Source organism: Bradyrhizobium sp. IC3195 (genome assembly GCF_020193585.1).
GTDB classification, from domain to species: Bacteria; Pseudomonadota; Alphaproteobacteria; order Rhizobiales; family Xanthobacteraceae; genus Bradyrhizobium; species Bradyrhizobium yuanmingense.
The window spans coordinates 245884-268672 of record NZ_JADYVG010000008.1 but is presented as its reverse complement, the minus strand read 5'-3'; the positions used below and the strand labels follow the sequence as shown (position 1 = coordinate 268672).

Genomic DNA, 22789 nt, shown 5'->3' with positions numbered 1-22789 from the left:
CTTTATGGCAGAGCCCTGCTCGAATGGTCGTGGCAGGCGCTCAACGGCTGCATGCCTCGACCTAACTGCCGAGGATCCGGCGGCAGGCGTCGACGAATACCTCAGCTCCGGTGACGATGTCCGCATCGGAGGTGTTCTCGGTCCAGTGATGGCTGATGCCGCCGATCGACGGCACGAACAGCATGCCGGCGGGCATGACGGTCGCCAGCATCTGCGCATCGTGGCCGGCCCCGCTCGGCATGCGGATGGAACGGCCACCGGCGACGGCCTTGCTCGCGGCCTCGATCGCGTCCTGAAAGCTCGCGTTCATCATCGCGGGTGCGCCGGTGCGCAGCTTCGTCACGCTGACGGTGCAGGGGCCGTTGGCACTGGCCTCGTCCGCCATGGTCCGGAGCAATTGCTCCAGCCGGGCGATGACGGTCGGGTCGTCGTCGCGGATCTGGAACAACATCTCCGCGCCACCGGGAATGATGCTCGGTGCGCCCGGATCGAGCGTGATGCGGCCGGTGGTCCAGACCGTGCGCGGGCCGCAGGCGGCGGGGAAACGCTCGTCGATCGCCACGCAGAACTTGGCCAGCGCCAGGCCCGCATCCTTGCGCACCGCCATGCGCGTGGTGCCGGCATGGTTCTGCTCGCCGGCAAAGTTGATCTGGTACTGCCAGATGCCGACGATGGACGTCACGACGCCGATCGCCAGGCGCCCGCTTTCGAGCGTGTCGCCCTGCTCGATATGCGCCTCGAGATAACCGACGTGCCGTCCCGGCTCGGTGGTGATGCGCGGGCGCCCCGCGAGCCCCATGTCGGCAAGGGCATCGCGCATGCTGCGGCCGCTGGTGCGGTCGCGCGCGGCGTCGATGTCGGCCTCGGTCACCTGTCCGACATAGGAGCGCGAGCCGAGGAAATGACCGAAATGTCCCTCCTCGTCGCACCAGGCGGCGACCTCGACCGCGCCGTTCACCGAAGTGTCGGCATTGAGCACGCGCGCCGCCTCCAGCGCATAGACGACGCCGAGCGGGCCGTCGAGCCAGCCGGCATAGTTCTGGCTTTCCAGGTGCGAGCCCGCCAGCAGCTTCGGCCCGGGCTTCGAGCTCGTCCCGAACACATTGCCAATGCCGTCGACCGTCGCGGAGAGCTCGGCCTCGGGCAGCTTCTGGACGAGCCACTCCAGCGACAGCTTGTGCGGCTCGGAGAAGGTCGGTTTGTGCACGCCGGTCTTGTAGGCGCCAAAGGCGCGCAGTGCGTGGAGGTCGGCGAGAACGCGATGGCCGTCGGCACGAGCGTCAGGCATGTTCGGCAACCTTCAGCGCCTCGGTTCGGATCTCCTCGACCAGCCGTTCCTTCAGCTGGACGAATTCAGGCGTGGTCTTGATCTTGTAGGAGCGCGGATGCGGCAGGTCCACATTGATTTCGGCCTTGATGCGGCCGGGGCGCGCGCTCATCACGATGACGCGGCTGCCGAGGAAGATGGCTTCCTCGATATCGTGGGTCACGAACAGCACGGTCTTCTGGTCGCGTTCCCAGATCCCGAGCAGCATCTCCTGCATCAGGGCGCGGGTCTGGTTGTCGAGCGCGCCGAACGGCTCGTCGAGCAGCAGGATCTTCGGATCGTTGGCGAGCGCGCGTGCGATCGCGGTGCGCTGCTGCATGCCGCCGGAGAGCTGCTTGGGCCAATGGTTTTCGAAGCCGGACAGCCCGACCTGGCGGATGAAGGCATCGGCGATCTTGTGTCGCTCCGCCTCGGACACGCCGCGCTCGCGCAGGCCGAAGGCGATGTTCTCGCGCACCGTCAGCCAGGGGAACAGCGTGTAGGACTGGAACACCATGCCGCGATCGGCGCCCGGGCCGGTCACTTCGCGTCCGTCGAGCGTGACGCGGCCGCCGGTCGGACGGTCGAGACCGGCGACGATACGCAGCAGCGTGGACTTGCCGCAGCCGGAGGGACCGAGGATGGTGACGAAGTCGTTGTTGCCGATGGTGAGATCGGTCGGCTCCAGCGCCCTGGTCGGCGCGTTGCCGTGACGCGCGGGGAAGGTGCGCGAGACCTGCTCAACCTTAAGAATGGTCATGCGAGCTTCCAGGGAAACAGCCAGGCATTGAACGCCTTGAACAGGAAGTCCGAGATCAGGCCGATCAAGCCGATCACGATGATGCCGAAGATGATCTGGCCGGTGTTGAGCAGCGCCTGGCTGTCGGTGATCATATGACCGATGCCCGAGGACGAGCCGATCAGCTCGGCGACGATGACGTAGGTCCAGGCCCAGCCCAGCACCAGCCGCAGGATCTCTGCGATCTCCGGCGCGGAGGAAGGCAGCAGCACCCGGCGGATGATCCCGCGGTCGCTGGCGCCAAGCGTATAGGCGGCCTCGACCAGATCGCGCCGGGTGGCGCCGACCGTCACCGCGACCATCAGGATCACCTGGAACACCGAACCGATGAAGATGACGAGCAGCTTCTGCAGCTCGCCGATGCCGGCCCACAGGATCAGCAGCGGGATGAAGGCCGAGGCGGGCAAATAGCGTGCAAATGAGACGAAGGGTTCGAGGAAGGCTTCGACCGGCTTGTAGGCGCCCATCAGCACGCCGAGTGGCACCGCAATGACCGCCGCGAGCGCAAAGCCGCCGACGACGCGCCAGATCGTCATGCCGATGTCGAACAGGAAGCCGTGCTTGGTGAGCAGCTCGAGGCCTTCCTGCACCATGGTGAGCGGATTGGCGAGGAAGGTCTTCGACACATGGCCGCCGAACGTCGCCCACGACCAGAGGGCGACGAACAGCACGAAGAACGCCAGGCCATATGCCGCACGTTGCTTCGATGTCACGGGATCCAGGGGACGCATCAAACTGTATCCGAATGGTGCGCCGGCTCCGCTTGAGGCGGAACCGGCAGCTTGGAGAACGTTACTTGATGAAGCTCGCGTCGTAGAGGTCCTCGACCTTCGGCACGGCCTTGATGATACCAATCTCGAGCAGGAGCTCGGCGGCCTCCTTGTTGAAGGTCAGGAACTCGCCCGCGAAGAACTTCTGGTTCGCCGCCTTGTCCTGCCAGCGCAGGTATTTCGCCGAGTTGCCGAACTGCTCGGCGGTCTGCTTCACGTCGGCGCCCATGATCTCGTAGGACTTGGCCTGGTCCTTGGCGATCATCTCGAGCGCCTCGAAATAGCTGTCGGCGAGCGCCTTGGCGGCCTTGGGATTGTCGGTGAGGAACTTCGGCGTGCAGCCGAACGTGTCCATGACCATCGGATAGTCCAGCGTGGTGGCGATGATCTTGCCCTTGTCGGGCGCGGCACGCACGGTCGACAAGTATGGCTCATAAGTCATCGCCGCATCGTTCTGGCCGGAGACGAAGGCCTGCGCGGCCGCCGCCGGCTCGAGGTTCACCACGGTCACGTCCTTGGTGGTGAGGCCGTTCTTCTTCAGCATCCAGGCCAGTGCAAAGTAGGGCGAGGTGCCCGGCGCGGAGGCGGCGACGGTCTTGCCCTTCAGGTCCTTGATCGCGGCGATGTCGTTGCGCACGGCCATGCCGTCGGCGCCGTAGCTCTTGTCGAGCTGGAAGATCTGCTTGGTGGCGACGCCGTTGGCGTTCCAGGAGATCCAGGTCTCAACGGTGGTCGCCGCACACTGGATGTCGCCGGAGGCGATGGCGAGATGGCGGTCCTTCTGCGGGATCTTCTTGATGGTGACGTCGAGGCCGTTCTTCTTGAAGATGCCGGCCTCCTTCGCCAGCGTCAGCGGCGCGAAGCCGGTCCACCCGGAAATGCCGATGCCGACCTTGACGTCCTGGGCGAGCGCCGGAGTGGAGGCCGCGAGAGCAATGATTGTCGCAAATACTGTCGAACTACGCATGATTATCGTCCTCTTGCCGATCGATGGTTTGACGTCCTGTTGATCTCTGCCGGCCCATATGGGCGGTTCCGCGAAGCGTTGCACGATTTGTGCCGACATATCCTCTCAGCCTCCCTTGAATCGCGCGACAAGGCGGTGAGAGTCACCGGGATAGAGCAGGCGCACGGCGGTGATCGTGCGTGCGCTGCGCCAGGTATAGCGGTCGATCACGAGACAGGGGGCGCCGACGGCGATCGCGAGCGCTTCCGCCGCGCGGTCGTCCGCGACGATGGCGCTGATCGTGTGCTCGGCCTCGGTCCATGGGACATGGTGAAGCAGCCAGGAGCCGGGCGGCTCGCGCGAGAAATCCGCGGTCGCGGCGTCAGGAACGGACGAGAGATCGATCAACCTGTCCTCGACCGCGAACGGGACCTTGTCGGCGCTGTGCCGGCAGGTGATCGCGACCACCTTGTTGGCCTTCTTCACGCCGAGCCGGTCGCGGTCGGCGGCCGTCGCCGCGCGCAGCTTGCGGCCGATCAGCTCGTAGCCGTAACTGCGCCCGAGCGCGGTGATTTCGGCGCGGATGTCGGCGATCTTGAGCACCGCCGACTGATGCTGCGGCCGGCGCACGAACGAGCCGGCGCGCCGCCGTCGCTCGATCAGATCGGCCTGCGCCAGCTCAGATAGCGCCTTGTTCACGGTCATGCGCGAGCAGCCGTAGCGCGCCACCAGCTCGTGCTCGAAGGGAATGCGATGCCCGGGCGGCCATTCGCCGGTCAGGATGCGCTGCTCGATGTCGGCGCGGATGCGCTTGTAGAGCGTCGGCCTGTCGGCATCGGTGACGAGGCTCATGCGACGAGCCTCCGCATCGATGCGTTGAAGCGTTCGCGTGCGGCTTGGCGCAATCCATGCTGACCGCGCTCGACCACCTTGTTGCCCCCGGCCCAGACGCAATCGATGGCGGCGCCGCCGGCAGAAAAAATCCAGCCGTCGATGACGGCATCCTGCGCGCGTCCCGCCAGCGATGAATGCGCCGTGTCGAGCGTGACGATGTCGGCGCGTGCGCCGGGCACAAGGCCGATGGCCGGTTGTGCCAGCGCCCGCGCGCCGCCGGCGAGCGCCCCGTCGAACAGCGAGCGTCCCGTAGAGCGACCTGCGCCGCCGGAGAGGACGTTGCGCTGGCGGTGCTTGAGCCGCTGGCCGTATTCGAGCTGGCGCAACTCGTCTGCGGCGCCGATCAACACGTTGGAATCGGTACCGATGCCGAAAGAGCCGCCGGCGTCGACGAACTCCCGCGCTGAAAAAGTGCCGTCGCCGAGGCTCGCCTCCGTGATCGGGCAAAGGCCGGCGACCGCGCCCGTCTTGGCGAAAGCCGTCACTTCCTCACTCGTCATGTGGGTCGCGTGAATGAGGCACCAGCGTTGATCGACGGGCGCATGCTCCAGCAGCCATTGAACCGGACGGCAACCCGACCAGGCGAGGCAATCCTCGACCTCCTTCACCTGCTCGGCGGCATGAATGTGCACCGGCCCGCCCTCGGCGAGCGGAAGAATCGCGGCGAGCTCGTCCGGCGTGACCGCGCGCAAACTGTGCGGCGCGATGCCGATATTGGCGCCGGGCAAGGCGCTGATCGCCTGGCGCGAGGCCGTGATCAATGCGGCGAACTGATCGACCGAGCAGATGAAGCGGCGCTGCCCGGCATGCGGCGCTGCGCCTCCAAACGAGCCATGCGCATAGAAAGTCGGCAACAACGTCAGCGCAATGCCCGAGGCTTCGGCGGCCTGTGCAATCCGCGTGGCCATCTCGGCGGGGTCAGCGTAGGGCGACCCGTCGCGGTCGTGGTGCAGATAGTGGAATTCGCCGACGCGGGTAAAACCCTGCTCGAGCATCTCGACATAGAGCAGCGTCGCCACAGCCGCGACCTCGTCAGGCGTCATCGCCAGCGCAAAGCGATACATCGTCTCGCGCCAGGTCCAGAACGTGTCGGTGGAATCGCCGCGCAATTCGGCAAGGCCTGCCATGCCGCGCTGGAAGGCGTGGCTGTGCAGGCTCGCAAGTCCGGGAAGCGCGATGGCATGGCGTTCGTCGCCGGCGGAGGGCGCCACGCCCGGCGTCACCGCGGCGATCGCGCCGGCGGCGATCACCACCTGCACGTCATTGGCCCAGCCGGAAGGCAGGAGCGCGGAAGCGAAATGCAGTCGGGTCATGATCTACACGCCGGCTGGACAGAACCGTCTTACGATTATATGTCTAGACATATAAGTCAAGCATCCCCAGGGCGAAGGGATACCCGCATGGCAGAGCGCTTCGACCGGATCTGGCACAATGCCCGCCTCGCGACGATGCGGGTCGATCGTCCCGATCTTGGCGAGATCGAGCATGGTCTCATCGCCGCACGCGGCGGTCGCATCGCCTATGCGGGCGCGAAAGCGGATTTTCCCGCCGATGCAGACGCTATCGAGCGGATCGATTGCAAGGGGCACTGGATCACGCCTGGTCTCGTCGACTGCCATACTCATCTTGTCTATGGCGGCAACCGCGCGCATGAATTCGAGCTGCGCCTGAAAGGGGCGAGCTACGAGGAGATCGCGCGCGCCGGCGGTGGCATCGTCTCGACCGTGGCGGCAACGCGCCAGGCGAGCGAAGCCGAGCTCGTCGCAGGCGCGCTGCCGCGGCTCGACGCGCTGACGGCTGAGGGCGCCACTACGGTCGAGATCAAGTCCGGCTACGGCCTCGACACAGAAACCGAGATGCGCCAGCTCGCGGCTGCGCGCAGCCTCGGCCGTGAGCGGCCTGTTACGATCCGCACGTCGTTCTTGGGTGCGCATGCGCTGCCGGTCGAGGCGGGTGGCGACAAGGATAGTTACATCGATCTCGTCTGCAAGGAGATGCTGCCGGCGGTCGCAAAAGCGGGCCTCGCCGATGCCGTCGATGCCTTCATGGAGGGCATCGCATTCTCCGCCGAGCAGACCGCGCGGGTGTTCGAAACGGCGAGGGGACTTGGACTGCCGGTCAAGCTCCATGCCGACCAGCTCTCGAATCTCGGCGGCGCCGCGCTTGCCGCGAAATTCTCGGCACTCTCGGCCGATCATCTCGAGCATACAGATGAAGCCGGTGCTGCCGCCATGGCGAGGGCCGGCACGGTGGCCGTGCTGCTGCCGGGCGCGTTCTACTTCATTCGCGAGACGCAGAAGCCGCCGGTCGAGACGTTCCGCAAACACAACGTTCCCATGGCGCTGGCGACCGACTGCAATCCCGGCAGCTCGCCACTGACCTCGCTGCTGCTCGCGATGAACATGGGCGCGACATTGTTCCGGATGAATGTGGCCGAGTGCCTCGCCGGCGTCACCCGTGAAGGCGCGCGGGCGCTCGGCCTGCTGAACGAGACCGGCACACTGGAAACCGGCAAATGGTGCGACCTCGCGATCTGGGATATCGAGCGGCCCGCCGAGCTGGTCTACCGGATCGGCTTCAATCCGCTGCGCCAGCGGGTATGGAGGGGGCAGTGACGGAGCAGGAGACAGCGATCGTGGTCAAGCCGGGAACAGTGAGCCTCGACGATCTCGCGCGCGTGCTCGAAGGTGCTCCCGTCGTGCTCGATCCTTCGTTCTGGCCGCGTGTCGATGCGGCTGCGCTGATCGTTGCGCAGGCCGCGCAGGCCGACGTCCCCGTCTACGGCATCAACACCGGCTTCGGGAAGCTCGCGTCGAAGCGCATTCCGCCGGACCAGACCGCGCTGCTTCAGCGCAACCTGATCGTCTCGCATTGCTGCGGCGTCGGCCAGCCGACGCCGGAGCCCATCGTCCGCCTGATGATGGCGCTGAAGATCGTCTCGCTCGGCCGCGGCGCTTCCGGCGTGCGCCGCGCGGTGATCGAGCAGTTGCAGGACATGCTGGCCCGTGGCGTCTATCCGCTGGTGCCGCAGCAGGGCTCGGTCGGCGCCTCCGGCGATCTGGCACCGCTTGCGCATATGACGGCCGTGATGATCGGCCAAGGGCAGGCGATCATCGATGGCAAGATCGTGTCCGGCAGCGAGGCACTCGTCGCCGCCGGCCTCACGCCGCTGACCCTTGGGCCCAAGGAAGGCCTCGCGCTGATCAACGGCACGCAATTCTCGACCGCCTACGCGCTATCGGGCGTGCTGCGCGCATTTCGCCTCGCCCGCGCCGCGCTCGTGACCGGTGCGCTGTCGGTGGACGCGGCGATGGCGTCAACGGCACCGTTCCGGCCCGAAATCCAGGCGCTGCGTGGCCATGCCGGCCAGATCGCGGCGGCTGCGACGCTGAATGCGTTGCTCGACGGCAGCGACATCCGTATGTCGCATCTCGAGGGTGATGAGCGCGTGCAGGATCCCTATTGCCTGCGCTGCCAGCCACAGGTTGCCGGTGCTGCGCTCGATCTGATCACGCAGGCCGCGCGCACGCTGATCGTGGAGGCCAATGCCGTCACCGACAACCCGCTGGTGCTGGTCGAGACCGGAGAGATCGTCTCCGGCGGCAATTTCCACGCCGAGCCGGTGGCGTTTGCCGCAGATGCGCTGGCGCTGGCGCTGTCGGAGATCGGTGCAATCAGCGAGCGGCGCATCGCGACGCTGGTCGATCCCGCGCTCAATTTCGGACTGCCGCCGTTCCTCACCCCCGATCCCGGCCTCAATTCCGGCTTCATGATCGCCGAGGTGACGGCGGCCGCGCTCTATGCCGAGAACAAGCAGCGTGCGCTCGCCTGCTCGATCGATTCGACGCCGACCAGCGCCAATCAGGAAGATCATGTCTCGATGGCCGCGCATGCTGCGCGGCGCCTGTCCGACATGGCCGACAATCTCGCCGCCATCCTCGGCATCGAGCTTCTGGTCGCCGCTCAGGGCATCACGCTGCGCGCGCCGCACGCAACCAGTGCGCCGCTGGTCGCCGTCATTGCCGCGTTGCGTGAGCAGGTGCCCGCACTGGGCGCCGATCGCTACATGGCCGGTGATCTGGCCAAGGCCGCTGCATTGATCGAAGCCGATGCGCTTCCAGCTGCTGCGCTCGCCCAGCTTCCCACCGATCCGTTTCCGAGACTCGTCTGAAGAGGCCCGCATGAACCGCCGTCTGGACAATGACCGTACCATCCGCGCTCCCCGCGGCAGCGACATCAGCGCCAAGAGCTGGCTCACGGAAGCGCCGCTGCGCATGCTGATGAACAATCTCGACCCTGACGTCGCGGAACGCCCGAGCGAGCTCGTCGTCTATGGCGGCATCGGCCGCGCCGCGCGCGACTGGGAGAGTTTTGACCGGATCGTTGCGGCCTTGCGCAAGCTCGAAGCCGACCAGACGCTGCTGGTGCAGTCCGGCAAGCCGGTCGGCGTGTTCCGGACCCATGCCGATGCACCACGCGTGCTGATCGCGAATTCCAACATCGTGCCGCATTGGGCGACGCTCGATCATTTCAACGAGCTCGATCGCCAGGGCCTGATGATGTACGGCCAGATGACGGCGGGCTCCTGGATCTATATCGGCAGCCAGGGCATCGTGCAGGGCACCTATGAAACGTTCGTCGAGGTCGGTCGGCGTCATTACGGCGGCAGCCTCGCCGGTAAATGGATTCTCACGGCCGGCTTGGGAGGCATGGGCGGCGCGCAGCCGCTGGCGGCGACCATGGCCGGCGCTTCGATGCTTGCGGTCGAATGCCAGCCGAGCCGCATCGAGATGCGCCTGCGGACCGGCTATCTCGACCGGCAAGCCGCAACGCTTGATGAAGCGCTCGCGATCATGGCGGACGCCGCGAAGACGAACAAGGCGGTCTCGGTCGGCCTGCTCGGCAACGCCGCGGAGATCTTCCCTGAGCTGGTGCGCCGCGGCGTCAAGCCCGACATCGTCACCGACCAGACCAGCGCGCACGATCCCATCAACGGCTACTTGCCGAAGGGCTGGACGCTTGCCGAATGGGAAGCCAAGCGCGCGTCCGATCCGAAGGCAGTGGAGCGCGCCTCGAAGACGTCGATGGTCGAGCATGTCCAGGCCATGCTGGATTTCCATGCCCAGGGTATTCCGACGCTCGACTACGGCAACAACATCCGCCAGATGGCACAGGACATGGGCCTGAAGAACGCCTTCGATTTCCCCGGCTTCGTGCCCGCCTATATCCGCCCCCTGTTCTGTCGCGGCGTCGGGCCATTCCGCTGGGCCGCGCTGTCGGGCGATCCCGAGGACATCTTCAAGACCGATGCCAAGGTCAAGGAGCTGATGCCTGACGACAAGCATCTGCACAATTGGCTCGACATGGCAAAGGCGCGCATCAAGTTCCAGGGCCTGCCGGCACGGATCTGCTGGGTCGGTCTCGGCGACCGCCATCGCCTCGGCCTTGCCTTCAACGAGATGGTGGCACGTGGCGAATTGAAGGCGCCGATCGTGATCGGCCGCGATCATCTCGACAGCGGCTCGGTGGCGAGCCCCAACCGCGAGACCGAGGCGATGAAGGACGGATCGGATGCGGTGTCCGATTGGCCGCTGCTCAATGCGCTGCTCAATTGCGCCAGCGGAGCGACCTGGGTGTCGCTGCATCATGGCGGCGGCGTCGGCATCGGCTATTCGCAGCACGCGGGCATGGTGATCGTCGCCGACGGCACGCCCGAGGCTGCGAAGCGTATCGAGCGCGTGCTGTGGAACGATCCCGCCACCGGCGTCATGCGCCACGCCGATGCAGGCTACGACATCGCGATCGAGTGCGCTCGTGACAAGGGGCTCGATCTGCCGAGCCTGGCGACGTAGCTACAGCTCTCTTGTCCACCTCTCCCGCAGCGAGAGCTGGATCGTATCGCGAGATGCAGTCCGGGTGAGGGTTACGGTCCCTCCGAACGCCGCGGGGCGTATCGACCGGCAGCTTTGGCATCGTCGCCGCCGCAGTGTGAGCCGCTCGGGCCGGCACCAGAGAGCGGTTTCGGCGTACGCCTCCGACGACGGGGTTCATCCATGAGATAGCGAACCATCGCGCCGGCCCTCATCGGCCCTATCGCAACAATGGGCCGTCCCTCGCTCCGAATACCTTGCCGGGATGTCAACCATTTATTTCGACCTGAGCGAGTTTTTTTGTTTCTTGCTAGCTCAGGTTTGCGGCATCATGCGTCGCCGGCGTGTACAGGTGGCTGACATGGCTGACGATGGGCGAGCGCCGCCCGACGGAACAGGCGGGGAGGGTCTGGGAGGGATCTTGCGCCGCAAGATCTCGGTTGTGCCGGACCTGCTGGGGTTCGGCGGTCGTGCCACTGACGTCCGACCGATCGGATGGGATGAGGTGCATGCCGACGAGTTGGCTTGGATTCGCAAGCGCCGCGAGTCGCTTGGCGGCCGTAGCGACGGTGGCAACGCGCTCGATATGCAGCTCTCAGCGCTCTCGTTATCCGGTGGCGGCATCCGTAGCGCGGCATTTGCGCTTGGCGTGATCCAGGCGCTCGCGTCTAGAAAGCTGCTCAAGCATTTTGACTATCTCTCGACCGTCTCGGGTGGAGGCTACGTCGGTGCCTTCCTCACCGCTTGGGTACAGCGTACCGACTACGACAAGGTTGAGAAGCAGCTGGACCTTTGGGCGAGGCCGGCGCCCGACTCGCCATTGTCTCATCTCCGAAGGTACAGCCGCTACCTGGCTCCGCATTCGGGCCTGCTGTCCCCAGATACCCTGACGATCGTAGCGTTGTTCACGCGCAATCTGCTGCTCAACTGGATGATCATATTTCCTTTTGTCATTGCCGGCATCATCGCCGTGAAGTTCGGGGCAATGGGCGTCTGGCTGCTTGATCGGGTCGAATGGTTGCAGGAACTGCCCGCCTTGCTCGCCAGCATCGGGCTGGCGTTGATCGGCGCCTCACTGGTGGATTCGCTGCGACAACGGCCCGGCTGGGAGAGCGAAGTTTCGCAGGGATTGCGCTTCAATCGCAACGAGTTGATTCCGATGGCGTTCGGCACCATTTTCACGATGACCGCTGCGGCAACGGCCTTCGCAACGAACAGGAACTTCGGTCTTGCCGACGCGGTGAGTATCACAGGCACGGGTGCGGTGATCGGCCTCACGGTATGGCTCCTGGCGTTCTACTTCGCGCGGAAGGCGGAACTCGATTCCAGCGACTCGGCGAGCGCGGCGTCCCCCAAATCCACTGATTCTACGGTCGCGACGGAGCCCGCCAAGCGATACGTGGTGCTGACCGCCTTCAGCTTCACCATCGCCGGCGCGGTGACCGGAGCAGCCGCTGCCCTGGTCGTCTACGCTTTCCCAATGATCAAGCCGGACTGGATGGATCGCGACCTGGCGATCATCACCTTCGGCCCTCCGCTGGCAATGAGCGCGCTGTTCTTCGGCGAGCTGGCGTATATTGGCCTCGCCAGCAAGACCCCGTGGGCAGATGCCGAACGCGAATGGCTGGCGCGGGCTGCGGGCTATCACAGTCTTGTTGCCGGCATTTACCTCATCGTTACGGTGCTGGTGCTTTTCGGGTCGCCGCTGATGTTCAAGCTGCGGCCGACGCTCGGCCCGCAGCTCATTGCCGCCGCCGGCGTCCTCGCCGGCATCCTGATCGCGGTGCTCGGCAAGGCGCCATCAACGGCTGCCATGAAGCGAGAGCAGGTCAATTCGTGGACGGCTGTCCTCTACCGCGCCATCCTCGGTTGCGCCATGCCCGTTTTCCTGGCAAGCGCCGCGATCCTGATTTCGTGGCAGTTCGACGATATGCTGTTCGGCAAGCCGCTCACGCGATCGTACTTCACGAGCGCGCCGACTCCACACGTGCCTCTCTTGATGGCGATGACCTGGACGCTATGGGCCTTCATAGGCCTTACCGTCCTCGGGCTCATTGTGTCGCATTTCGTCAATATCAATCGCTTCTCGCTGCACAACATCTATCGCAACCGCCTGATCCGTACATTCCTGGGCGCGTCGCATACGGGTCGCACGCCGAACTTGTTCACCGATTTCGACGAGCGCGATAACCTCAAGCTGCGCGATATCTGGCCAAGCAAGGCCGAGCCGCTGAAGGGAAAACCGGCGCACGAACCCACGCCGCCACCTCAATTCCTCGTCGTCAACATGGCTCTGAACACGCTGGCATCGCAGGAGCTCCAGCTGCAGGAGCGCAGAGCGCTTTCGTTCGTGGCCACGCCCCAATATATCGGCTCGGGTGACCAGAAATGGCGCCCGTCGCCGGATGCGGTCCCGATCGAGGGCTGCTTCCGTCCGGCCGCGTACTACAACGGCGGCATGTCGCTCGGCACCGCGGTGACAATCTCAGGTGCCGCCGCCAGTCCGAACATGGGGTATCACTCCTCACCATCGCTCGGCGTGCTGATGACGATGTTCAACGTGCGGCTTGGCATGTGGGCCGGCAATCCTGGTCCGGAAGGCGCCGCCACTTTCTTCCGCCAAGGGCCGCGGCCCGCCTACGAGCCGCTGTTCCGCGAGGCAATGGGAATGACCAAGGCGACCGACCCGTACGTCTACCTGTCGGACGGTGGTCATTTCGAGAATCTCGGCGCATACGAGATGATCCGCCGCCGCTGCAAGTACATCATGATCAGCGACGCGGCCTGCGATCCCAACTACGGTTACGAGGATCTCGGGAATCTGGTTCGGCGGGTCTCGATCGATTTCGGCGTACGCATCAAGTTCCGGCGGCCGCTTGACACGAGCGGAAAAGCCTCGCCCCACAAGGGCGAACCCTGCTCGCTCGCAGACATTTATTACCCCGATGATGGTGCTGCCCCGCCCGACCTTGATGATGAGGCGAAGGCGGAGCGCCGGCACGGTCTGCTATTCTACGTGAAGCCCGTCCTGTTCGGCACCGAGCCCACATCGGTCATTGCCTATTTCAATCAGCATCCCGAATTTCCGCACGAGTCGACGGCGAACCAATGGTTCGGCGAGACCCAGTTTGAGGCCTACCGCGCGCTCGGCGCTTTCGTGATGGAAGAAGCTCTCAGCGACGTCCGACCCGGATGCGGATCGGAGATCGCGGACCTGTTTGCCGTGCTCGATGACAGATACCCAAAGTGATTCTCGGACCGAAGGAGATTTTTCATGCTCTGCCCGTCTCGCGCTCGAACGACAGCCGGAGGCATTGCGGCGCTTCTGCTACTGTGCGCGCCGGCCGCGTCGCTGGCGCAGGCCGACTTCAACTGCGCCCAATTGGCAAATGCGCCGCCCGGTCTCTATGTCAAGCGATTGGAGGACGCGGCGCCGGTGCCTGTGCCGCGGGAGTTCAAATACGATATCAACGCACAATTCTACTACATTCCCGTCGGGCCACGTACGGTCGGCGAGAACGAGGAGGTTGTCTATCACATCCGCTCGCAGACAAAGGCGGCCGATGCCGGCCTACGGGCTGATCAGGCGCTGGTCTATCGCAGGGAGGTCCGGACTTCCTGCCAGCGCGGCAATCTCGTGCAGCCTTTCGCCGGCGACGAGTTCGCCTCGTTTACCGAGAACAGCCGATACGTGTCGCTGAACCGCTACTTCGATCATCACGCCGAGCGGGCGAAGGACCGGCGCGAAGATTCGGGGCTGCGCACCTATTTCCATTTCGAGGTCAGCGATGCCGGTCGCGGGTGCTTCCGCACAGACGATTCAAATAAGGTCGGCCCACTGCACGGCGCCTATGGATTTCCCGACGTGCGGCCGAACGCCGTCCTGGTGACGCGCGCAACAGAAGTTGTGGGCCCGGTTGCTGCGGACGAGCCGACTGCACGGTCGCAGCGCTATGCCGGGCTTTCCTCGGAGTTCGCCTATGTGCGGGGACCAGGGCCCGTCTGCTTCAGCTTCACCTCGCCGCGTCCCACCGCCTCTTCGCTGCGCGGCCAGATATTTACCTGGAATCGCGACTATTACGCGGTGGAGCAGGCGAAGACTTGGCGGCCGATCCGTACCGACTTCGTGATACATCGCGTACCGAAGGGCGAGCGCATGACAGCTACGATCATATGGAAGGATGGGGCGGGACAATGACGGCAGCGGAGCCCGGCACCGCGCATCAGGGGGTCGGCTGGCGTATCGTGGCGACGCCGTTTCCGAACGCGGCGATCGTCTCGGATCCCGAGCGTGAGCGCAGAATTATCAATTGGGTATGGGCGACCGTTCCGCTTCAATACTACACGCTCACGCGCTATGCAGGCGCGCTGAAGAGTAACGAATGGCTGGGGATCATCGTTTCAGTCTCGTCCTGCATGCTGCTGATCCTTCTTGTGAGCTTCGTCCTGTCCCGGATTGTTCCGATGCAGGTGCGGGTTGCGGTCGAGCCGAAGCTCGAGCGTGAAGTCAAGTTGCGAGCCTGGTCGGTGGCGCTGATCACGCATTGGGCCGCCGCGGTTACGCTGATCGCGATTTCATTTTTCCTGGGAGACATGCTCGTCGGCAAGAGCGAGGACCTGGTGCAGCAATTGTTCTGCCGGTTCGTCGTCGCTTGCCACAATCACCCCGAGCTGCTTTCGGGCGCGACTATCTCGATCTTCCTGATCTACTCGGTTCTGGCGATGGCGCTGGTGTTCGGCGTGCTCAGGTTCGGTCGAAGCACGACGCCGACGGCGACCGTTCCAGCCCCGTACGCGCTTGCAGTGATCGCTATCAGCACAATGCTGCTTGACCTCCTGCACAGTGCAGCGAAATGGCATTGAGGCAGTCAGCAAAAGGGGGGGCGGCCGCGCGACAAATCCAGCGATGCGCCGCATTCCTTTCGACCAAGACATCCGGCCGCGCTGCGGCATGCCGCGCCTGCTCAGGCCGGCACTCGCGATGTCGCTTCGGCGTACAGCCCGAGTCGGCGGGATTCGTCGGTGAGATACCCGGTCACGGCAGGGCCCGGCATGGGCTTTGCGAAAAAATACCCTTGAATGAAGTCGCATCCCAGGCGGCGCAGGGTGTCGAGCTGAGCACGCGTCTCGACGCCCTCGACGACGCAGGCGATCTCCATGTCGTCGCAGAGACCGGTGAGCGATTTGATGATCTTGTGGCTGACGGGATTCTCGTTGATGTCGGAAACGAAGCTGCGGTCGACCTTGATCTTGTCGAGCGGCAACCGGTGCACGTGGCTCAACGACGAATAGCCGGTGCCGAAATCGTCCAGCGAAATGCCGCAGCCCATTGCCTTCAGCGTTGCGATCGATTGCTGTGCGCGGACGAAATCGAAGGTGACGGCGGTCTCGGTGATCTCGAAATCGATCCGGCGCGGCGGCAGCCCGCTCTTCTCGATGATCGAGATCAGCGGCAGGATGCCCTCCGCCGCACAGACATCGTGGGCTGAGAGATTGAACGACAGGCGGATGTGATCGGGCCATGTCCTGGCGATGGCGAGCGCGCGCACCAGCAGCGCTTGCGTCAGCGGCCGGATCAGTCCGATGCGCTCCGCGGCCGGAATGAAATCGGCCGGGGAGACCAAGCCGAGGCGGGCGCTGCGCCAGCGCGCCAGAACCTCGAAGCCGGCGGTGTGCTCGCTCATGGCATCGACGATCGGCTGGAACACCAGGTCCATCTCGGTGCTGAAATCGGCGGTGCGCAGCAGATTCTCGATGACTCCACGACTGCGGATCTCGGCCTCGAGCTCGCTCGAGAAGATCACGGTGCGGCCGCGCAGATGGCGCTTGGCATGATAGAGCGAATAGTCGGCACATTCATAGAGTGCTTCCGCGGTCGTTGCCGATTGGGGAAACGAGGCAAAGCCGATTTGAGCAGGACAGCCCGGTATGGGCAGTGTCGAGCTGATAGGGAAGCCTGACCTGGTCACCGATGCGCTGGCCCAGCCGCAGCAGGTCCGCATCGTCGGGGTCGCCGCAAACGACCAGGCCGAACTCGTCGCCGCCTAATCGGGCGAATTCGACCCGCTGCGGACCAAAACCCTCGCAGACCTCGCGGATGCGCCGGCCGGCCTCGATCAGGACGCGGTCTCCGACCGAATGGCCGTAATTGTCGTTGATCGGCTTGAAACCGTCGAGATCGATGATGCCGACCGCGATCCGAACGTTCCTGCGTTCGGCATCGGTGAAGGCGCTCGACAGTTCGGCGAAGAAGCGGCGGCGGTTCGGCAGCTCGGTGAGTGAATCGAGATTGGCAAGGCGGAAGTTCTCGTCAGAGAGCGCCTGCGTCGCCGCCTGTTGCGCGAGCAGCGACTTGCGGCTGGCGACGAGATCGGCGAAGTCGCGGTAGTAGATGAACAGCACCGTCACCATCGCGGCGGAAACCAGGAGGTTGTTGACCGCGATCGCCTTCAGCGTCGGCTCGCCCGTGGCGAAGAAGAACAGCACATAGGGCACGTCGACGATCAGCGTCACGATCAGCGCCGCCGAGCGCAGATGCATCAGCGAGAAGATGCAGCCGATCACGGTGACCGCCATGTAGAACGCGACCTGGCTCTTGGCGAAGGGATCGCCGTAGGGGTAGAGCGCGAAGGACCAGGCGGTGAAGCCGGCACCGATCGGCAGGGTCAGCCAGTTGGTGGCGCGCAGATTGCGCAGGATGTCGGCGTCGCTGCGCACCAGCCGGCGCTGGCGTAGCCACCAGAAGGTCCGCAAGCCCGCGAGCACCGTCAGCACGGCCGGCACGATCATCGTCAGCCAGTCCGGCGCCACGTTCACATAGGTGTAGGCGACCGCAATCGTGTTGCTGATGAGGATGAAGTAGAGCAGCGGGATCTGCTTGGAGAAGGCGTCGAACTGCGCCCGCGTCAGGTCCGGATTGTCGGCGGGAACGCGAAACAATCGCATCGCGGCGGCAAGATGAGATTTCAAATCGGCAATAGGCATTGCAATACGAGCCCCAGATCCCCTGAAAAACGTGGGCAATCTTGCACGGCAGGGGTAAAGGGGCCGTTAGATCAATTCTGGCCCGGGCAGGCCAGCACTGGTTGCGCGCTGCCTTACGATTTTCCGATCGCGTGCATTGGTGAGGTCCCGTTAAGGATATCCGGCCGCAGCGTGCGCACGTCTCAGGCACACGTCGCCCGAAATCGCTGCAGCTACCGCCTGCTATCGCCCATGCGCGACATCAGCCTAGCACATGGCCACGAGCCTAGCACATGGCCACGGTCGGATCAGGCGAGGACGGCCTGGCGCTCGCGCGCCGGTTCGCGGACGCGCTCGCTGGTCCGCGGCTCGGCAAGCTGCGTGAAGCTCCGATGGCTCGCCTGAACGGGTGCCTCGACGATCACGCCCTCACAGACGATCTGTCCGCCGAGCATCCTGAATTCCAGCTTGTCGTAGCGCGGCATTGTCTCGCCGGGTGCCGGGGGCAGCAGCCCGATGCTTCCCTGGATGTTCAGCGCGGCTTCGCCGGTGCCGTGCAGCCGCGGATTCCACATCCTGATTCCGCTCTCCGCCCAGCGCTGCCGGATCAGCGCCGCGCGGTCGGCGGGCTCTGCGGCTCTCGCGCGAACTTTCGGGACGTTGCGGATCTCTGGCGAAGGAGACGCGAGAGCCGGAGCCGGCTCGATATCGGTGACACCGCTCAAGGAGTCGTTAGTCGCCGCAGCGAGCGGAACATCGTTTGTAGGGACTTGCGGGCTTTCGACAACGAGCGCCGGTTCGCTGTCGGCGCTGGCTTCAGAGGCATCAGTCGTGACGCTATCGGCCTCGGCGCGGAGAAGCTCGAGTTCTTCGACGGCGACCGGATCGACAGCGGCGGAAACGTCGGGCGAGGAGGCTGCCTCGATGATGACATCAGGGACATCAGTCAAGGCGGTCGCGACCTCCGCCGACGAAATCACAACCTCTTCTACGACGGCGGAGTCGACCTCTGCAGGCATCTCAGGAGGCGATGCATCATCGTCAACGATGGCGAGATTAGAGGCTGCAACTGGCTCGCTCTCCGCACCGACCGATGCAGCCAGCACCTCCTCGGAGGCTGGCGGCGTCGCGGGCGCCTCGATTTCCGTCACGGTCTCCGGAGAGGAGTCCCCGCTGATACGGATTTCGTCGGACGGATTCTCCGCGACGACAGACACAGCCGCATCGTTCTCCGCGACCAGAGCCTTGGTGGCGGGGGCAGCGTCGTCGCGCACCGGGGCGGTGCTGATCTCGGCGCTTGGAGCTTGAGCCGGGACCTCCACGTCTTCGATGATGGCGGGCGAAGCGTCCGTGGCGGTCGGCGCGACCTCAATGTTGCCGCTGTGCGGCACAGGCCGGAGTCGGGAAAACGCCCAGTTCACCGCAGGGATGCGGCGCAGCAACGATATCAGTCTCGAAAGCACTGGGAGTTGTCCAAGAGGTGCTCGGCGTGAGGCAACGCTGATTCGTCAGCAATATGAAAACCTGCCCCGGCCGTCACATCCGTGTCAATGTAGGGTGGACCAATTGCAGAACATCCGCGCATCCAGCGCGCATCCGCCCGAGTTACGCAACCCGCACAGCAGCCGATGATGCAAAATACCCCTGTTTTGCCCGACGCCGCAAGCGTGTCTTCGGCAACACCGAAATGCTCAAGCCTTTGAACCCCATCGCTACTGTGCATGGGGTTGTTTTTTCACTTCTGCAGGCGTGCCTAGCGCGCGCCGGCGCGCTTTTTCTGCGAGGTGCACCGCCCGCATCAACTCTCGTTGCGATCCGAAGCTTGGGGTTCCCGCCATCCTCGCGAGCCGCTATTCAGAGCCGTCATTGTCTGGCCGAGGACGTCGCATGAGGAAGCTTGTCACCATCGCGGTTCTGCTCTGGTCCACCATCGCATCCGCACAGGATCGCACCATCACCGTGGCTTCAACCACCTCGACGGAACAGTCGGGGCTGTTCGGTCATCTGCTGCCGCTGTTCTCTAAGGCCGAAGGCATCGGCGTGAAGGTCGTCGCCGTCGGCACCGGCCAGGCGCTGGACATCGGGCGGCGCGGCGATGCCGACGTGGTGTTCGTCCATGACAGGCCCGCCGAGGACAGGTTCATGTCCGAAGGGCAGGGCGTGAAGCGCTTCGACGTCATGTACAACGACTTCGTCCTCATCGGCCCCAAAAGCGATCCGGCGCAGATCTCGGGCAGCAAGGACGTGGCCGAGGCGCTGCGCAAGATTGCGACCGCAAAGGCGCCGTTCATCTCGCGCGGCGACAAGTCCGGCACGCATGCGGCCGAGCTGAGACTATGGAAGGAGGCAGGCGTCGACCTCAGTGCCGGCAAGGACATTTGGTACCGGGAGATCGGCCAGGGCATGGGTCCGGCGCTGAACATGGCCTCGTCGTCGAATGCCTACCTCCTGTCGGACCGCGGCACCTGGCTGTCGTTCAAGAACCGTGGCGAACTCGCCATCCTGACCGAGGGTGACAAGCGGCTCTTCAACCAGTACGGCGTCATGCTGGTCAATCCTGCAAAGCATCCGAACGTGAAGGCAAAGGAGGGACAGGCCTTCATCGACTGGCTGGTTTCGCCGCAAGGGCAGCAGGCGATCGCCGGGTACAAGGTCGGCGGCGAGCAGCTATTTTTCCCCAACGCGCCCAACTAGGACGAAGGCGACGGTCGAGACCGCGACGCTGAGAGCGAGCAGGATCAGCCCGAGTCCGAGCGCCAGCGGCAGCTCGCCTTTGCTAGTTTCCAGCGCGATCGCCGTCGTCATCGTGCGGGTGAAGCCACGGATGTTGCCACCGACGATGATGATGGCACCGACTTCTGCGATGGCACGTCCGAACGCGGCGAGAAAGGCCGTCAGCAACGAGGTCCGGCCGAGCGCGAACAGCAGGGCGATGCTGCGCAGGGCCGACAGCCCGTCGATCCGCGCCAGGTCGCCATACTCCGCCCACAACAGGCTTGCCGGCCGGTGCACCAGCGCCACCACGATCGGCGTCGCCAGCAGCGTCTGCGCGATCACCATGGCGGCCGGCGTGAACAACAAGCCCGCCGCTCCGAACGGGCCGGACCGCGACAGCAAGAGATAGAGCGCGAGCCCGACCACCACCGGCGGAAGCCCGAGCAGGGCATTGGTCAGAATGATGATGATTTGGCGTCCCCGGAAGCGGGTGATCGCAAGCAGGGCTCCAAAGGGGGCGCCGATCAGGAGCGCCAGGATGCTGGCGGTCAGGCTGACCCGCAACGACAGGGCGACGATGCCCAATAGCTCGGTGTCGGCGTCGCCGATCAGCGCAAAGGCGGCACCGATGGATCGTGCGAAATCGTTCATCCGGTCTCGGGCAAGCCCCTGTTCCGCGGTAGCCCCGCGCCGCCCTTCTCGCTGCTGCCGCTGCCATAATCAAGGGGCCAGGGGGTGGGCAACCCCGCCGGAGCCGTTGGAGAAGGGCTCAGGATGATCGATAGGCGCGGCCAGGGACCGACAATCGAGGCGCCTGGCGGCCCCGCGGGCGGCTTTCTTCCGGCCTCGGATGCGCTAAGGAACAGGATCGGGTCGCGCCGGCCCAATGGCGGTGCTAGACCCTAATGCAGGAACAATGGAGCCGGGCTGCGACTGGCGCGCCCGCAAGGATGAAGGATGTGACGCAATGATCCAGACCGTTGGCATCATCGGGGCAGGGACCATGGGGAACGGCATCGCGCAGGTCTGCGCGGCCGCCGGCCTCTCGGTCGTAATGGTCGATATTTCCGATGCGGCGGTGAACCGCGGCCTTTCGACCGTCGGCGGAAGCCTCGAGCGGCTGGTCAAAAAAGAGAAGATGTCGGCGGCCGACCGCGAGGCGACGCTCAAGCGCATCACCGGCACCACGGACCGGGCGAAGCTGTCGGATTGCGACCTCGTCATCGAGGCCGCGACCGAGAACGAGGAGCTCAAGGTCAAGATCCTGAAGGATCTCTGCGCCACCCTGTCGCCGCGCACGCTGGTCGCGACCAACACCTCCTCGATCTCAATCACCAAGCTCGCCGCCGCGACCGACCGTCCCGACCGCTTCATCGGCATGCACTTCTTCAACCCGGTGCCGGTGATGGCGCTGCTCGAACTCATCCGCGGCCTGCAGACCTCGGACGACACCCATGCCAAGGCGCTGGATTTCGCCAAGCGCGTCGGCAAAGTGGCGATCACGGCCAAGAACAGCCCGGGCTTCGCCGTCAACCGCATCCTGTGTCCGATGATCAACGAGGCGATCTTCGCGCTCCAGGAGGGCATCGCGACGGCGGAAGAGATCGACGCGGGCATGAAGCTCGGCTGCAACCATCCGATCGGGCCGCTCGCACTTGCCGATCTCGTCGGGCTCGACACCATGCTTTCGGTGATGGAGGTCTTTTACAAGGGCTTCAACGATCCTAAATATCGGCCAGCGCCGCTGCTGAAAGAGATGGTCGATGCCGGCCATCTCGGCCGCAAGACCGGGCAGGGCTTCTACACTTATTCCGCCTGACGAAGGCATTGGCGGCGGGCGCCCAGCGTCCGCCGCCAGATCCCGCAATTTGCGCTGCGACAAAGACGCCGCGTGCGATAGGCCCGACAATGTCGAACGGGCGGCCTGCGGGGATAACGGAACGGATAGCAAAGGACATGTCGGATCGACTGAAGGCCGAGCGGGAAGCTGCGGCCGCGCGCCGGAGCCTGTTGACCCAGGATGCGATCGAGCGCACCGGGATCACCGAGGAGATGATTGGAGAACTCGTCACCCGCTTCTACGGACGCGTGCGCGAGGACGCGCTGTTGGGGCCCGTCTTCGGCGTCGTGCAGAATTGGGACGAGCATCTCGCCAAGCTCAAGGATTTCTGGTCGTCGGTCGTGCTGATGAGCGGCCGCTATCATGGCTCACCGATGCGGGCACACCTGCCGCTCAGCCTGGCCGGCGGCCATTTCGATCGCTGGCTCGACCTGTTCGAGCAGACCGCGCGCGAGGTCTGCCCGCCGGCGGCGGCTGCACTCTTCATCGACAAGGCGCGTCGTATCGCCGACAGTTTTGAGATGGCGTCGGCAACACTTGCGGGCCGCATCGCTTCGCCGCGTCACGTGCTCAGGTCGTGAAGGACACGATGCCTGCGTGGGATTCCGCATCGCATCGTGGCGTCGCAGCAATTCTTCCATCATCGGATCTGATCTGCGAAATCATCATGCCATTCGCGCAACGCG

At 64.8% G+C, this 22789-nt stretch carries 17 protein-coding genes and 1 pseudogene; 9 read left to right on the top strand and 9 right to left on the bottom strand.

Annotated features, from left to right (window positions below; translation table 11 throughout):
* Positions 1–61: 61 nt before the first annotated feature.
* The 6 genes from I6F09_RS18570 to I6F09_RS18545 form a co-directional block, all read right to left on the bottom strand.
* Entirely contained in the window at positions 62–1288 is a 1227-nt protein-coding gene (locus I6F09_RS18570) for a Zn-dependent hydrolase (RefSeq protein ID WP_225188718.1), read from the bottom strand.
* A complete protein-coding gene (locus I6F09_RS18565; RefSeq protein WP_192893118.1) occupies positions 1281–2066 on the bottom strand; it encodes an ABC transporter ATP-binding protein in 786 nt (261 codons plus the stop codon). The genes I6F09_RS18570 and I6F09_RS18565 overlap by 8 nt, the downstream gene beginning before the upstream one ends.
* Positions 2063–2836 carry an ABC transporter permease gene (locus I6F09_RS18560; RefSeq protein ID WP_036008029.1) on the bottom strand — a complete coding sequence of 258 codons (774 nt, stop codon included), beginning with the start codon at positions 2834–2836 and terminating at the stop codon, positions 2063–2065. Before I6F09_RS18560 ends, I6F09_RS18565 begins: the two co-directional genes overlap by 4 nt.
* 61 nt (positions 2837–2897) lie before the next feature.
* Complete coding sequence (locus I6F09_RS18555) at positions 2898–3842, bottom strand: ABC transporter substrate-binding protein (RefSeq protein ID WP_057026646.1); 945 nt, start codon at positions 3840–3842, stop codon at positions 2898–2900.
* A 105-nt stretch (positions 3843–3947) separates the two neighbouring features.
* Positions 3948–4673 (bottom strand): histidine utilization repressor, encoded by a 726-nt coding sequence (hutC, locus tag I6F09_RS18550; RefSeq protein WP_074448225.1) that lies wholly within the window; start codon positions 4671–4673, stop codon positions 3948–3950.
* Complete coding sequence (locus I6F09_RS18545) at positions 4670–6028, bottom strand: formimidoylglutamate deiminase (RefSeq protein WP_225188717.1); 1359 nt, start codon at positions 6026–6028, stop codon at positions 4670–4672. Before I6F09_RS18545 ends, hutC begins: the two co-directional genes overlap by 4 nt.
* Positions 6029–6115: 87 nt before the next feature.
* On the opposite strand from I6F09_RS18545, the gene hutI reads away from it, so the two are divergent.
* The 6 genes from hutI (at position 6116) to I6F09_RS18515 (ending at position 15448) form a co-directional block, all read left to right on the top strand.
* Positions 6116–7330 (top strand): imidazolonepropionase, encoded by a 1215-nt coding sequence (gene hutI, locus I6F09_RS18540; protein WP_225188716.1) that lies wholly within the window; start codon positions 6116–6118, stop codon positions 7328–7330.
* Complete coding sequence (gene hutH / locus I6F09_RS18535) at positions 7327–8886, top strand: histidine ammonia-lyase (RefSeq protein WP_225188715.1); 1560 nt, start codon at positions 7327–7329, stop codon at positions 8884–8886. Before hutI ends, hutH begins: the two co-directional genes overlap by 4 nt.
* A 10-nt stretch (positions 8887–8896) precedes the next feature.
* Positions 8897–10567, top strand: coding sequence for a urocanate hydratase (gene hutU / locus I6F09_RS18530; RefSeq protein WP_225114636.1), 1671 nt, complete (start codon positions 8897–8899; stop codon positions 10565–10567).
* A 439-nt stretch (positions 10568–11006) separates the two neighbouring features.
* Positions 11007–13835, top strand: coding sequence for a patatin-like phospholipase family protein (locus tag I6F09_RS18525; protein ID WP_225188714.1), 2829 nt, complete (start codon positions 11007–11009; stop codon positions 13833–13835).
* Positions 13836–14003: 168 nt separating this feature from the next.
* The gene (locus I6F09_RS18520) at positions 14004–14783 is read left to right on the top strand and encodes a hypothetical protein (RefSeq protein ID WP_225188713.1); all 780 of its coding nucleotides are present in this window, start codon (positions 14004–14006) and stop codon (positions 14781–14783) included.
* The gene (locus I6F09_RS18515) at positions 14687–15448 is read left to right on the top strand and encodes a hypothetical protein (RefSeq protein WP_225188712.1); all 762 of its coding nucleotides are present in this window, start codon (positions 14687–14689) and stop codon (positions 15446–15448) included. The genes I6F09_RS18520 and I6F09_RS18515 overlap by 97 nt, the downstream gene beginning before the upstream one ends.
* A gap of 101 nt (positions 15449–15549) precedes the next feature.
* On the opposite strand, the pseudogene I6F09_RS18510 reads toward I6F09_RS18515, so the two are convergent.
* Positions 15550–17569 (bottom strand): annotated as a pseudogene (locus I6F09_RS18510) (EAL domain-containing protein).
* Positions 17570–17856: 287 nt separating this feature from the next.
* Positions 17857–18990, bottom strand: coding sequence for a hypothetical protein (locus tag I6F09_RS18505; protein ID WP_225188711.1), 1134 nt, complete (start codon positions 18988–18990; stop codon positions 17857–17859).
* 445 nt (positions 18991–19435) lie between these two features.
* Here I6F09_RS18505 and I6F09_RS18500 point away from each other — a divergent pair, with 445 nt between their 5' ends.
* Positions 19436–20242, top strand: coding sequence for an extracellular solute-binding protein (locus I6F09_RS18500; RefSeq protein WP_225188710.1), 807 nt, complete (start codon positions 19436–19438; stop codon positions 20240–20242).
* Here I6F09_RS18500 and I6F09_RS18495 read toward each other — a convergent pair.
* Positions 20216–20914: an ABC transporter permease gene (locus tag I6F09_RS18495; RefSeq protein WP_225188709.1), complete on the bottom strand. Its 699-nt coding sequence runs from the start codon at positions 20912–20914 to the stop codon at positions 20216–20218. The two genes, I6F09_RS18500 and I6F09_RS18495, sit on opposite strands and share 27 nt — an antisense overlap.
* Before the next feature lie 316 nt (positions 20915–21230).
* Here I6F09_RS18495 and I6F09_RS18490 point away from each other — a divergent pair, with 316 nt between their 5' ends.
* Positions 21231–22082 (top strand): 3-hydroxybutyryl-CoA dehydrogenase, encoded by an 852-nt coding sequence (locus I6F09_RS18490; protein WP_036007996.1) that lies wholly within the window; start codon positions 21231–21233, stop codon positions 22080–22082.
* Positions 22083–22219: 137 nt separating this feature from the next.
* Positions 22220–22684, top strand: coding sequence for a group III truncated hemoglobin (locus I6F09_RS18485; protein WP_225188708.1), 465 nt, complete (start codon positions 22220–22222; stop codon positions 22682–22684).
* Positions 22685–22789 lie beyond the last annotated feature (105 nt).